The sequence below is a fragment of the Bradyrhizobium sp. CCGB12 genome (assembly GCF_024199845.1).
Lineage (GTDB): Bacteria > Pseudomonadota > Alphaproteobacteria > Rhizobiales > Xanthobacteraceae > Bradyrhizobium.
The window spans coordinates 148,763-161,449 of sequence record NZ_JANADO010000001.1 but is presented as its reverse complement, the minus strand read 5'-3'; the positions used below and the strand labels follow the sequence as shown (position 1 = coordinate 161,449).

Genomic DNA, 12,687 nt, shown 5'->3' with positions numbered 1-12,687 from the left:
CACGGACAAGGACTTCGACAATGTCGATGCTGATGCAAAGCTTTGAGCGGCCCTACCACGGTGCCGATCGCCCGGCGCGGGTCTCGGAGGCCCGCAAGGCCCAGCTCAAGCGCGTCGCGCTTGGCGCGCTGACCGTGCTCACGATGGGCAGCGTGCTCACCGCGCTGATCGCGCTCAGGACCGCAATCTATGTCTGGCATCTCCACGCCTGAGCGGGGTCACCATCATGACGTTGCAGATGTGTGAGGAGGCCGCGATGGCCGCGATCGCCCTCAAGGCTGGCCATCGTCGGTCCGACCAAGCGGCTGCGCTTAGGCCGATCAACCCTGATGTCGTGAGCACGGCCATTCCCGCCTTCTTCATCGGCCGCAACGACGCCGGTCTCTGGGTCGCGCGCGAAGCGAACGGACGCGTCGGCGGTCTGTTCCTGTTCAAAAGCTCCGCGGTCGATTTCGCCAACCGGCAAAGCGGGCCGACGCGATGCGCGCTGGTGTTTCCCGCCGAGACCTTCGAGCTCGACGTCGAGAACCGCGGCAATCCACTGATCGTGCTGGCGGCCGGAGCCAGGCAGCTCCTTTCGCGCGCGGTGGCAAGGCTGCGGACATGATCGAGCTCAAGATCGCCATCCTGGTTGCGTTGACGGCTGCGTTGCTGTTCGGCATGCGCATCGGCGCGGCGCCAGCTCCGGACAAGTAGCATGCAGCTCCTCAAGGGAAATCTCGAGCACGCGATCACCACGACCATCCTGACCATGACGGTAAGCCTGATGTGGGGTGCCGTCCTGACACTCGTCATCACGCTGGTCGCACGCGGGCTCGGCGTCTAGGACGTCCGCACGGCAATCGAGCGGGAGCTGACCGTGGCTGCCTACGAGGTAGGCAATCGGATGCGGACGGCGGTCGCGATGCCCGGTTGAGACGGCGTATCCCGCGGAAAAAAGCCGGCCGATCTGGTGCAATTTCACGGAACCGTGTAGAGCGGTTTCATGAGCACCAGCAACGTCAACGTCGTCGCCCATCCCCTGGTCCAGCACAAGCTCTCCCTGATGCGGGAGAAGGACCGTTCGACCAAAAGCTTTCGCGAGATCCTGAACGAGATCGGGATGCTGCTGGGCTACGAGGTGACGCGCGACCTGCCGCTGGAGCTGGTCGACATCGAAACGCCGATCGCGCCGATGCAGGCGCCCAAGATCGCCGGCAAGAAGCTCACGCTGGCGCCGATCCTGCGCGCCGGGGTTGGCTTTCTCGACGGCATGCTGGCACTGATGCCGTCGGCGCGCATCGCCCATATCGGGCTCTACCGCGACCCCGAGACGTTGCAGGCCGTGGAATATTACTTCAAGGCGCCGCAGGATCTGTCCGATCGCACCGTGATCCTGATGGACCCGATGCTGGCGACCGGCAACTCGGCCTGCGCCGGCGCCTCCCTGCTCAAGGCCCGTGGCGCCCGCGACATCCGCTTCGTCTGCCTCCTGGCCGCGCCGGAGGGCATCGCGCAGTTCCAGAGCGAGCATCCCGACGTGCCGGTCTGGACCGCCGCGATCGACGAGCGGCTCAACGACCACGGCTACATCGTGCCGGGCCTGGGCGATGCCGGCGACCGAATGTTTGGCACCAAGTAGACAGGTTTGCGCGATCGGGTTACTCCGGTTGCTATGCGTACCAACGAACTTTCGCTGCAGTCGCTGATCGGCACGGAGGCCGCCGCCGATCCCGCCTTCCTGTTCGACGGCACGCCGGTCTCGCGTGCGGAATTCTCAGAGCGGATCGACCAGACCGCCGCCTGGCTCGCCGCGCAAGGCATCCGCAAGGGCGACGTCGTCGCGGTCTGGCTGGTCAATCGGGTCGAATGGATCGCGCTGCTGTTCGCCGCCGCCCGCCTCGGCGCGATCATCGCATCCGTCAACACCCGCTACCGCAGTGCAGAAGTCGCGCATCTGCTGAAGGTTTCTGGCGCCAAGCTGATGGTGGTCGAGGCCGCCTTCCGCTCGATCGACTTCGCAGCGATCCTGGCCGACGTCACGAAGACTGACGTCCCCGCGCTACAAGGGCTCGCGGTGGTCGGCGCGGATGCGATCCCGGCGCACTGGCCCTGCGTGCGGTTCGATGCGTTCGACCGGTCTTATCCCCCTGCCCCGCCGGCTCAGGATGATTTCGACCTGCCGGTCCTGCTCTACACGACATCGGGCACGACCAAAGGGCCAAAACTCGTCGCGCATTCGCCGCGGACGCTGGCCACGCATGCGGCCTCCGTAGCCAAGGCGCTAAAACTCTCGCCGCAGCGCCATTCGCTGCTGGCGATGTTGCCGTTCTGCGGCACTTTTGGCATGACGAGCCTGCTCGGCTTCACCGCAGCGGGCGCGACCATCCATGTCCTCGACGCCTTCGAAGCGGCCCCGGCCGCAAAGATCCTCAGCGAGCATGCCATCACGCACTCCTTCGGCTCGGACGAGATGTTCCGCCGCATCCTCGCGCTCACCGATGCACCACGTCCGTTTCCGCATCTCGAAGTCTGCGGCTTCGCCGCATTCCAGCCCGGCTGGCGCGAACTGGCAGTGGAGGCCGAGGCGCGCGGCATGCCGCTGTTCGGCCTCTACGGTTCGAGCGAGGTGCAGGCGCTATTTTCGATCGGCCGTTCCAGTGATGCCTTCGCTGACCGCATCGAAGGCGGCGGCTGGCCGATGTCGCCGGACGCGAAGGTCCGCGTCCGCGATGTCGAGACCGGCGAGCTTGCGGCCAGCGGCGTTTCCGGCGAGATCGAGATCAGCGCACCGTCCTGCTTCCTCGGCTACTTCAACAATCCCGAGGCGACGCGCCATGCAATCACCGCGGATGGGTTCTTTCGTACCGGCGACATCGGCCGGCTGCGCGGCGATGGCTCCTTCGTCTACGAGACCCGCGCGGGCGATGCGATGCGGCTCGGCGGCTTCCTGGTCGCGCCCGGAGAAATCGAGGACGAACTCAAATCATGCGCTGGGGTGGCCGACGCCCAGGTCGTCGCGGTCGACCTCAACGGCCAGGCCCGCTGCGTCGCCTTCGTGATCCCCGCCGGAGAACCGCCGGAACAGGGCAGGCTGGTCGCACGCCTGCGCGAGCGGCTCGCCGGCTACAAGGTGCCGGCGCGGATCTATGTCGTGGACGCCTTCCCCGTCACCGACAGTGCCAACGGCGTCAAGATCCAGCGTGCCAGGCTTCGCGCCATGGCGATGGAGCGGATCGCCGCCGAATAGGCCAGCCTATTTCAAATAGCTCGCGAGATTGAGGCTGAGGATCTTGGCGAGCGCCGAATAGGACGCGGTGAGCTGTGCCTGGTAGGTCGAAAGCTGAGCCGTGATGGCGGCGACGTCGACGCCGGTGAGGTCATTCGACAGCGTCTCGGCATAGCTCTTGTAGTCGCTCTGGCGGGCGCTCGCGCTCTCGATCGACGACGCCGCGCTGGACAGCTTTGCCTGCACGGCCGCGGTATCATCGAGCGCCGTGCTGGCGAGATCGAGCGCATTGGCAATGTCCGAAGACGACAGCGAGGTGCTGTTGGCGACGAACTTCAGCACCCGCATCACCTCTTCGAACGCCGGATTGTCGGCGGTCACGCCGTACGACACCGTCTCGTCGGCGGCGACCCGCACCGAGGCGATCTCGTCGTCGCCATAATAGTAGCTGGTGTCTGCCGTGGTGGTGGAGCCGGTCCCGGACGAAAAGCCCGTGAGATCGACCGGTGCCGTGTCGGTCTTGCCGCCGGCGAACACATACTGGCCGTCGTATTGCGTGTTCATCAGCGATCCCATCTGCTCCAGCATCTGCTGGGCGGTGCTGATCACCGAATTTGTCTCGGTCGAGCTGCCGGTCGAGGCCGCGCTGAGCTGGGAGCGGAGCTGCGTCAGGATGTCGGTCACCGAGCCGACGGCCGAATACATCACCTGGACCTTGCTGTCGGCGAGCGTTGCGGCATCGATATAGGACTGCGCGCGCGTGACCGAGACCTGGAGGTTGACGACATGCTGCGCGTCCGCGCCGTATCCGCCGAAATCGGTCGAGACGACGCCCGACGATTCCTGGATCTGCTTGTTGGCCATGACCGTCTCGACGCGCATCGCGTCGGCAATCATCTTGTTCGACTGCGCGAAGGTCGCAACCCGCATCGCAACCATGGCCTATCCCCTCTTAGGTCGACTGTACGGCGGTGAGCAGCGCCGAGTACATCGAGTTGATGGCCTGGATCAACGCGGATGCCGCGGAATATTTGTTCTGGAGCGTGCTGAGGTTGGCGGATTCCTCGTCGAGGTTCACGCCCGATTGCGAAGCCAGCGAGCTCGCATAGGTCGATTGCGCGGTCTCCTTGGCGGTGTAGCTCGTCGAAGCCTGCGACGCCTTGCTTGCGACATCGGCCACGATGGCCGAGGCGTAGTCGGCCAGAGAGCCGGTGGTGGCGGCCAGCCCGCCGGTGGACGCAAATGTCCGGGAGCCGGTCAATGCGTCGTAGAAGGCGTTGACCACGGTGGCCGACCCCGACGACAACACGGAGCTTCCGACCGTCAGGCTCGATGACGAGTCCAGCGTCGCGAGTTGAAGCTCGTTCGTACCCGACAGGATCTTGCTGTTGACCGCGATGTCGGCCGCGCTCGTTCCGATCATGAGGTCGTTGAGGCCGAAATATTCCGAGAATCCCTCGCCCGAGCTTCCGACCGCGCTCGTCATCTCGTTAATGGCGACACCATTGCCCGAGCCGGTGGCGGTGATCGAGAGATGACCGTCGGAATCGACCGAGGCCGACAATCCGGAAATGCCGTTGATGGCAGTGACGAGATCGCTGACGGTGGAATAGGACGACAGATCGAGATCGCCATAGGAGACCAGATTGCCGCTCTGGTCAGCGACGGCGATACGCACCGTCCCGGTGGCGGAGAGCGCCGTCGAGCTGGCGACAGCGGTCGTACCGGTGAGGGTCGTCGGCGCCGGTACCGAGGACGCACCGTTCGAGACGCTGTTCATTGCGGAAGCAAGCTGCTGCGCGAGCTGGTCGAGCTGCGACTGCGCCGCCGGCAGGGTCGTGTCGCGGAGCGTGATCAGCGCGCCGATGTTCCCACCGCTGATCTGGGAGGTGATGTCGACGCCGTTCACGGTGATCGCGCTGAAGCCGCTCGACGACGAACCGGCAGTGGAGGTCGTCGATGCCGTCACGTTGGCCGCAGCCGTATAGCTGATCGTGTGCGCGGAAGAGTCGACCAGCGCCTGGCCCGAGGTGTTGTAGATCTGGAGATCGCCGTTCGACGCCGTGAAATAGCTGATGTTCATCTTCGAGGCGAGGTCCTGGAGCGCGGTGTTGCGCTGGTCCTCCAAATCCGCGGTCGACTGGCCGGTCGCCGCCGTCTGCTTGATCTGGGCATTCAGATCCGCGATCTGCTCCAGGTCCGCGTTGACGTCGTCGATCGAGGACGCAATGTCCTGGTCGGCATCGGCGCGGAGCTTCTGGATGCCGCTCGAGGTCTCCCGCAACTGGCTAGCGACGTCGTCGAGCGCGCTGACGACGTTGGATTGTAGCGACACGCTGCTCGGCGTGCTCGCCAGCGACGACAGCGCCGATTCGAGCGAGGCAATGCTGTTGGCGAGCGAGGTCCCTGTCGCAGAATCGCCGGTGCTGCTGGTCGAGCCGTACAGCTTTTGCAGCGAGGTCAGATAGGTGTTGGTGGTGTCGGCCGAACCGAGCTCGGAGGTCGCTGATATCAACGATTTCAGTAGCAGCTTGTCGACCGTCGAGGTGATGCCGGTCACCGTGACGCCGGTGCCGACGCCGTTGGTGACGCTGCTCGACTGGTTCGCAGTCTTCCGGGTGTAGCCTGTCGTGTCGGCGTTCGAGATGTTTGACGACGTCACGCTGATCTGCACGGACGTCGCCGAGAGCCCGCTGAAGGCGATCGATCGCGCGATATCGAGTGACACGGCGGGCTCCTCGGCTCGTCAGGCGCTACGGCTGGTGCCGCTGGAAACGGCGCGGGCCGCGGCGACGCGGCCGGACGCGCCATAGGGGGACACAGCCGCGATCTGCTCACGGATCGCCTGCATGACCGCCTCGATCCGGCGATTGCTGGCCTCGATTGCCGCGCGCAGGCGCACCAGATTCTCGTCCATCGCCGTGCGCAGCTTCAGGATCCGCTCCATGAGCTGCTCGCGCAGGATCCGGTCCCGTACGTTCAGGCTGGTCGTGCCCGCCGCGCATTCGGCAACAGTCCGTTCGAAGATCTCCGCCAGTTGGTTCTTCTCGTCGACCTGCTTCAGGCGCGAGGCCGGCAGGCCTTTGGCAAGCTCGGCATTCTCTTCCGCCACCAGTGCGGTCAGCGCATCGATGAGCACGATCAGCGACTTGATCCGCGCGTCGCCGCTCGCAGCGTTCGTCTTCGCGGTTTGGCTCTTGGCTTGGGCTACACTCATGATCATTGCCTTCTTCTAATTGTGCCGTTTGCCGCGGTGGGCTTGCGAATTGCGCAGATACGTGCCGATCGCGGTCGCCCTGACGGAGGCCTGCCTCATCTCGCCCTCGATCTCCGCGCATTCCTTCACCAGGCCGCGGCGGGTCGTTTCGAAATCGTCGATCAGCGCGAGCAATTGCTTGCGGTCACGGCCCGTGACGGTCGCGGCCCGGCCGACCAGCCGTCGCAACCGGCGCAGCAGCGCCTCGCCGGCCGCGCTTGCCTTTTCACCGGGCATCGCTCACCTCATCGCCGAGATCAGGGTGTCGTACATCTTGTTGACGGTGGAGATGACCTGGGACGCGGCGGAATAGGCCTGTTGCGCCGAGATCATGCTCGAGAACTGGCTGGACGTGTCGGTGGTCGAGGATTCCAGCTCGCTGCCGTAGATCGTGCCCGCACCGTTCTCGCCGGACGCCTGCAAGGCGGCATTGCCCGAGGTCACGGTCGCCGAGTAGATGCCGTTACTGGAAGCCGCGAGCCCGTTGGGATCGGCAAAAGTCGCCACGGCGATCTTGTAGATCGCAATCGTCTGGCCGTTGGAATAGGTGGCATCGACCACGCCATTCTTGCCGATCGAGATGCTGGAGAGTTTTCCGTAGGACAGGCCGTCCGAATCGATGCTGGTGACGTTGACCGACGGCGTCGTCTCGCCCGAGGCGTATTGCGTCAGGCCGTCTGTGCCGCCGGCGGTGCCGAGGTCCATTGTGATGGTGCTGTCGGCCGCGCCGTCGGTCCAGCCCGCGATCGACACGGTGGCCGGGTCCGGACTGGTGCTGGCCAGCGAGCCGTCGCTGTTGAAGGTGATGTCGATCGTGCCCGAGGCCGTGCCCGTCGCGGTCGTGGTATCCGAGGCCGACGTCGGATTGGCGAAACTCGCGCTCCAGGTGTTGGTATCGGTCTTGGTCCAGGTGATTTGCATCGTATTCGCGGCGCCGAGCGAATCGTAGACCGTCATCGAGCTCGTATAGGTGTCGCCGGTGGCCGCGTCCGACGGCAGGTTCGCCGCGATCGTGGTCTTGGTGGTGGCGCTGCCGCTGGTCGAGGCGACCTGGGTGTTGATGGCCTCGAGATTGCTCGCCGATTCACTGCCGACGACGTTGCCGTCCGCATCGGTGCGCCAGCCCTCGAGGTAGTAGCCGTTGTTCTCGAGATAGCCCGCATTGTTGATGGTGAAGGCGCCGTTGCGGGTATAGGCAACGGTACCGCCCGAGGTAGCGTCGGTCACCACGAAAAAGCCGGAGCCCTGGATCGCGACGTCGGTGGCGTTGGACGTCGCGGCGAGCAGGCCCTGCTGGGTGATGTTGGAGCGGCCCGAGACGGTGACGCCGCCGGAAGCGTAGGAGGTCGTGTTGCTCGATGCAGTGACGAGCGCATCGAACATCGCCGATGTCGTCTTGTAGGCGGTCGTATCGGAATTGGCGATGTTGTCGCTGATCATCGACAGGGACTGGCTCTGGGCGCTGAGCGCCGAGATCGCCGAAGACAATGCGCCGCTGAGGCTCATGATGGAACTCCGAGAAGATCAGGACTTGAAATCAGGACGTGACGCCGAGGATGTTGGCGGCGCTGACCGCGACGCCGTTCACCGTGAGCGAGGGCGTTGAGGTCGAGGTGTCGATGCCGGTCACCGTGCCGGTGACCGTCGTGTAGTTGAGCACCGAGTTGCCGGCAGAGTCGGTCGCCGTCACCGAGATGGTGTACTGACCGCCATCGGAGAGCTGGTTGCCGCTGGAATCCTTGCCGTCCCAGGTGAAGCTGTTGGAGCCGGAATTGCCCGTGCCGGTGCCGGTGTAGACGACGTTGCCGGAGGAATCGGAGATGCTGATCGACACGTCCGAGGCGGCCGAGGACAGCGAGTAGCCGAACGTCGCCGAGCCGTTGCTGAGGGTGGCCGTGTCGGTCTTCGCCTCGACGGTGTGGCCGATGTAGTTCACCGAGTTGAGCGTGACGAGACTCGAGAACGAGCTCGCCAGCGAAGACATGTTGGAGTTGATCGACTGCTGCTGAGTGAAGTTGGCGTAGGACGTGAGCTGATTGATGAAGTCGGTCGTCGACGTCGCGTTAAGCGGATCCTGGTTCTGAAGCTCGCTGACGAGCAGGCTGAGGAAGTCGCTGGAGGTCAGCGTCGAACTGGACGATGTGCTCGACGACGACGACGTCGTGGTGGCAGTCGTTGCAGAACTCACGGCGGAAACGGTCATCAGAAACTCCGGCCTTCTTGCGCTGCCGGCGACGAGATGTCGCCCGCGGCGCTTGAAATCTGTGTGCTGATGAAACGGGTGGGCGCGCGGATTCAGGCGGCGATTCACGCGCGCACAAATGGCTTTCGACGCGGCAAAAACTGCCGTGTGCGCGCGTTAGAAGAGCGATCGTCTCGGATCGATTTGTTGCGGCGACCGAGCAACGCTGGCTCGCCTCGCTAGCAGCGAGCTCGTCGCATGTGAGGTGAACGTTGGGGGCGCCGACGCTTCCAAAGCGTCATGGCCGGGCTTGACCCGGCCATCCACGACTTGCCACGCCGCACGAAGAACGTGGATGCCCGGGCCTTCGCCTCGCCGAAGCGGCTTCGGCCGCGCAAGCGGGACGAGCCCGGGCATGACGACCTCTCTTGGTGTTTGATCTCAGAAAGCGCTGTTCAGCTTCCCGCCGTCTCGCCCTCGATGCGCGGCTCGGCTGTGTCGTCGTTCATTTTGGCGGCCGCAGCGACGATGCGGTCGGCGAGGCCTGCGGGCGCGCGGACCGGAGGTGCAGCGAGCGCGTGGCGCAAGGCGCGCGCCTCTTCCAGCAGAGCTTGCGCGGCAGACGATTGCGCCAGCAGATCTTCGGCAGGCGAACGCCGATCGTCGGGCCAGAGCGAGAGATCCTCGCCCAGCCGATCGATCAGTTCCTCAAACTCGGTGACGTCCATCGCCTGCCGGTCCCGCCGCATCCGGCCCGTCATAAAGCATTGCGGGCACGCCGGAAACCGGATTTGCGTGGCCTTGGCGCCAAAAGCGCCCGCAGCACTACGGAAACTGGCCGGAACGGAACGTCGGGGCGATTCCCTGCTCTCCGGATCGGGAAGCCGAGGGCCTAACCCTTGCGAGCCGAATCGGTCGGCATGGCCTTGCCGCCCCGCACCGTCGCATCGACGGACTCCCAAGCCTCCCGCAACTCGGCCAAGGCGGCAATGATCCGCTGAAAATTTTGTCGGGCGTGCGGCCGGCCGTAGGCCTTCAGGCTCGCCAGGATGAGGGCATTGTAGCTCTGGAACAGCCGCTCGGAGACCGCCCCGCCCTTGGCGAAATCGAGATTGTGGCTAAGGCCGCGCAGGATCGCGGTCGCCTTCATCAGGTCGTCATGCCCCTCCTCGAAGCGGCGCGCCTCCTGAGCGGCAAGCGCCTTCTGGAGGAAGGTGGCCGCGCCGCCGAGCAGCATCGAGATCGCCTTGATCGGCGGCACGGTCGTTGCAGCGCCGCGGTAGGCCTGGTTGGCCATGTACGCCATCGGATTATGCATCATTGATCACTCGATTTCACTGTCAGTCGCTCGACGAGCTGCTCAGCAACGCCTTGAGATAGGTCAGCGTGCTGTTGGCACTCTCGATCGCGGCCTGGTATTTCGCGTATTGCGTCTCCAGCTGCGACTGCAGGGTCGCGGCCGCACTGTTGATGTCGTCGACCTTCTGCTGAAGATCCTCATCGCGCGTTGTGAGGTTGGTGATCAGCGTCTGCAACGCACCCGTCGAGGACGAGTAGTTCTTGGCGACCTGGTAGAGCTGCGTCGCGATGCCCGAGGTCGACGTCACCGTGATCGACTGGGAGGTCGACCCGCTATAGGTGAAGGCCATGCCGGCATAGATCGAGCCAGAGGCGCCGATGATCGTCGTGCCGCTGACCGTGAACAGCGAGGAGTCGCCGTCGACCGAGGCCGACGTGAGATTTCCGTCGGAATCGACCGTCAGATCGAGCGTGAAGGATTGCGGCGACGTGCCGGTGTTGACGACACTGAGCTGGCTCGACGAGGTCGTCGTCTGCGCCGACAACAGCTTGGTTACGCCGCTCAAATTGGTGCTCAGGATGTCCGACAGCGTGCTGGTGTCGAGCTCGAGCTCGTTGTTTTCGTTGAACGACAGGCCGAGGTCGGCCATCGTCATGCCGCCCACGGTGCTGTTCAGGGCGTTCTGGAGCGCATCCATGATGTTGCGCATGGTCCCGTCGCCGAACAGGACCGCGCTAGAATCTGCGGTGCCGTCGGTCGCGGTCGCCTGCTGGGCGATGACCTCGTCGCGAAACGCGTTGTAGTTGGTGACGAAGGTCTCGATCGCCGATTCGATCTGGCTGGTATCGGGCTCGATACTGATGTTTAGCGACGTTCCGTCCGGCGTCGCCTGAAGAAGGCTGAAGGTCACCCCGGTAAGGACGTCGGAGATGTCGTTGGTGTCGCGAGTCATCGCGATGCCGTCGAGCGTGAATTCTGCCGACTGCGGCTCCTGGATGACGTTGGTGAAGCCCCCCGAGCTGTCGGTCACGCCCAGTTCGTTCATGATGTCGTCGCCGGACGTGCTGGAATAGCTGATGTCCGCCGCATCCTCGGTGCCGGTCAGCACCATCTGGTACGAGGTGCTGGACACCTGCACGATTGAAGCCTGGACATTGGTCGTCGAGGTCTGGGCGTTGATGGCGTCGACGATATCCTGGAGCGACATCGTGCTGGTGACGGTGATGTCGGACGTGCTGCCGCCCTCCAGACCAATGGAAAACGTGCCGGAATATCCGAGCTCGTCGGTCTGGCTCGACTGCGCGGTGCCGGACACCTTGTGTGCGGTGGCGAGCTGGCTGATCGTCAGCGTGTGGTCGCCGGTCGCAGCTCCGCTCTTGATGGTCATGGAGAGCGCCGAGGAGGCGCTGACGTCACCGGTGGAGCTGATGCTCGCCGCGCGCGTTGCAAAGGCGCTGGTGGACAAGGAATTGACGACCGCGGTCGAAAGTGAGGTAAGGCCCGAATACAGCGTCTTCAGGTCGCTCTGGAGCGTCTGATAGGCGGAGATCTTCGCCTCGTTGTTCGTGATCGAGGTCGAGATCGTCGTGGCCTGCGCGGTCTTCGCGTCGACGGCGGCCTGGATCAGCGCCGACCAGTCGATGCTGCTCGAATTGGTGGTCCCGCTCGTGGTGACGGAAATTGCCGAACTCGCGGAGCTCGTGCTGGTGCTCGAACTGACGGTGGTCACTTTGCGTCGCAGTCCCTGATAGAGGACGGGCCGGCATCATGCCGGCCCGCTTGGATCTTCATCAGCCCAGCAGCTTGAGCAGGTACTGGGGCATCTGGTTCGCTGCGGCGAGCGCCGACACGGCTGCCTGCGTCTTGACTTCCGCGGAGGAGAGCTTGGACTGCTCAGCCGCGATGTCGACGTCCTTGATCGCCGAATTCGCGGCTTGCAAGTTCTGGGTCTGGGTCGAGATCGAATCGGCGCTGAAATTGAAACGCGATTCCTGGGCGCCGATGCTGGCGCGGGCTGCGGAGACGGTGTCGATCGCGGTATCCAGCGCCGTCAGCGCCGAGGTCGCATCCGACAGCGTGCTGACGTCGAGCGAGGACACGCCAAGCGACGACGAGGTGAGGCTGGTGAGCGTGATGTTGATCGTGTCTGCCCCGGAGGAGCCGACCAGCACCGAGACGCCGGAAGCGAATACGCTGGAGCCGTCGAGCAGGCTCTGGCTGGAGTAACGGGTGCCGGACGCGATCGAATCGATTTGGTCCTGCAACTGCGTGAATTCCGAGTTGATGTAGGCGCGGCTGGAGTCGGTCGTGGTGCCCGACGCGGATTCGGAGGCCAGCGACTTCATACGAGCGAGGATGTCGGAGATGTTCGAGGCGCCGCCGTCGGCGGTCTGGAGGATCGCGGTGGCCTGCGAAGCGTTGGTCGCGGCCTGCTGCAGGGTGGTGACGTCCGAGGAGATGCGGGTGGAGATCGCAAGGCCGGCGGCATCGTCGGATGCGGACGTGATGCGCGAGCCGCTCGACAGTTTCGAGAGCGAGCTGGTTTCCTGCGCGGAGTTGATGTTGAGGTAGCGCACTGCTGCGTTGGCGGCAGTGTTGGTGTTGATTGCGGGCATCTGAAGCTCCTGTTGATGGGCACGGCGTGCCGCTTCGTGGAAATCGACTTACGACGACGCGGACCGCAGCCCCGTCCGCTCGTTGAAACGGAGGAGCGCAGAGAGATCAGGCGGGAAAATTTTCGC

At 64.5% G+C, this 12,687-nt stretch carries 15 protein-coding genes; 5 read left to right on the top strand and 10 right to left on the bottom strand.

What is annotated here, in order from left to right:
- The first annotated feature begins 20 nt into the window (after nucleotides 1-20).
- The 5 genes from NLM27_RS00800 (at nucleotide 21) to NLM27_RS00785 (ending at nucleotide 3,229) form a co-directional block, all read left to right on the top strand.
- Nucleotides 21-212 (top strand): hypothetical protein, encoded by a 192-nt coding sequence (locus NLM27_RS00800; protein ID WP_254141524.1) that lies wholly within the window; start codon nucleotides 21-23, stop codon nucleotides 210-212.
- Between the two features lie 14 nt (nucleotides 213-226).
- Nucleotides 227-607, top strand: coding sequence for a hypothetical protein (locus NLM27_RS00795; protein ID WP_254141523.1), 381 nt, complete (start codon nucleotides 227-229; stop codon nucleotides 605-607).
- 90 nt (nucleotides 608-697) lie between these two features.
- Entirely contained in the window at nucleotides 698-826 is a 129-nt protein-coding gene (locus NLM27_RS43500) for a hypothetical protein (protein WP_256569913.1), read from the top strand.
- Between the two features lie 159 nt (nucleotides 827-985).
- Nucleotides 986-1,621 carry a uracil phosphoribosyltransferase gene (gene upp, locus NLM27_RS00790; RefSeq protein WP_008560080.1) on the top strand — a complete coding sequence of 212 codons (636 nt, stop codon included), beginning with the start codon at nucleotides 986-988 and terminating at the stop codon, nucleotides 1,619-1,621.
- Between the two features lie 33 nt (nucleotides 1,622-1,654).
- The gene (locus tag NLM27_RS00785; RefSeq protein ID WP_254141522.1) at nucleotides 1,655-3,229 is read left to right on the top strand and encodes an AMP-binding protein; all 1,575 of its coding nucleotides are present in this window, start codon (nucleotides 1,655-1,657) and stop codon (nucleotides 3,227-3,229) included.
- Between the two features lie 6 nt (nucleotides 3,230-3,235).
- Here the strand turns inward: NLM27_RS00785 and NLM27_RS00780 are convergent, their stop codons facing one another.
- The 10 genes from NLM27_RS00780 to NLM27_RS00735 form a co-directional block, all read right to left on the bottom strand.
- Nucleotides 3,236-4,147, bottom strand: coding sequence for a flagellin (locus NLM27_RS00780; protein ID WP_254141521.1), 912 nt, complete (start codon nucleotides 4,145-4,147; stop codon nucleotides 3,236-3,238).
- Between the two features lie 13 nt (nucleotides 4,148-4,160).
- Entirely contained in the window at nucleotides 4,161-5,936 is a 1,776-nt protein-coding gene (flgK, locus tag NLM27_RS00775) for a flagellar hook-associated protein FlgK (RefSeq protein ID WP_254141520.1), read from the bottom strand.
- 18 nt (nucleotides 5,937-5,954) lie between these two features.
- Nucleotides 5,955-6,431 (bottom strand): flagellar protein FlgN, encoded by a 477-nt coding sequence (locus NLM27_RS00770; protein WP_254141519.1) that lies wholly within the window; start codon nucleotides 6,429-6,431, stop codon nucleotides 5,955-5,957.
- Between the two features lie 9 nt (nucleotides 6,432-6,440).
- Complete coding sequence (locus NLM27_RS00765; RefSeq protein ID WP_254141518.1) at nucleotides 6,441-6,701, bottom strand: hypothetical protein; 261 nt, start codon at nucleotides 6,699-6,701, stop codon at nucleotides 6,441-6,443.
- A gap of 3 nt (nucleotides 6,702-6,704) precedes the next feature.
- A complete protein-coding gene (gene flgE / locus NLM27_RS00760; protein WP_254141517.1) occupies nucleotides 6,705-7,970 on the bottom strand; it encodes a flagellar hook protein FlgE in 1,266 nt (421 codons plus the stop codon).
- Nucleotides 7,971-8,001: 31 nt separating this feature from the next.
- On the bottom strand, nucleotides 8,002-8,667 hold the full coding sequence (locus NLM27_RS00755; protein ID WP_254141516.1) for a flagellar hook assembly protein FlgD: 666 nt from the start codon (nucleotides 8,665-8,667) through the stop codon (nucleotides 8,002-8,004).
- Between the two features lie 434 nt (nucleotides 8,668-9,101).
- Nucleotides 9,102-9,374: a hypothetical protein gene (locus tag NLM27_RS00750; protein WP_254148722.1), complete on the bottom strand. Its 273-nt coding sequence runs from the start codon at nucleotides 9,372-9,374 to the stop codon at nucleotides 9,102-9,104.
- Between the two features lie 164 nt (nucleotides 9,375-9,538).
- Nucleotides 9,539-9,967, bottom strand: a complete 429-nt coding sequence (gene fliS, locus NLM27_RS00745; RefSeq protein ID WP_254141515.1) for a flagellar export chaperone FliS — start codon at nucleotides 9,965-9,967, stop codon at nucleotides 9,539-9,541.
- A 19-nt stretch (nucleotides 9,968-9,986) separates the two neighbouring features.
- Nucleotides 9,987-11,675: a flagellar filament capping protein FliD gene (fliD, locus tag NLM27_RS00740; RefSeq protein WP_254141514.1), complete on the bottom strand. Its 1,689-nt coding sequence runs from the start codon at nucleotides 11,673-11,675 to the stop codon at nucleotides 9,987-9,989.
- A gap of 61 nt (nucleotides 11,676-11,736) precedes the next feature.
- Nucleotides 11,737-12,561, bottom strand: coding sequence for a flagellin (locus NLM27_RS00735; protein ID WP_254141513.1), 825 nt, complete (start codon nucleotides 12,559-12,561; stop codon nucleotides 11,737-11,739).
- Nucleotides 12,562-12,687 lie beyond the last annotated feature (126 nt).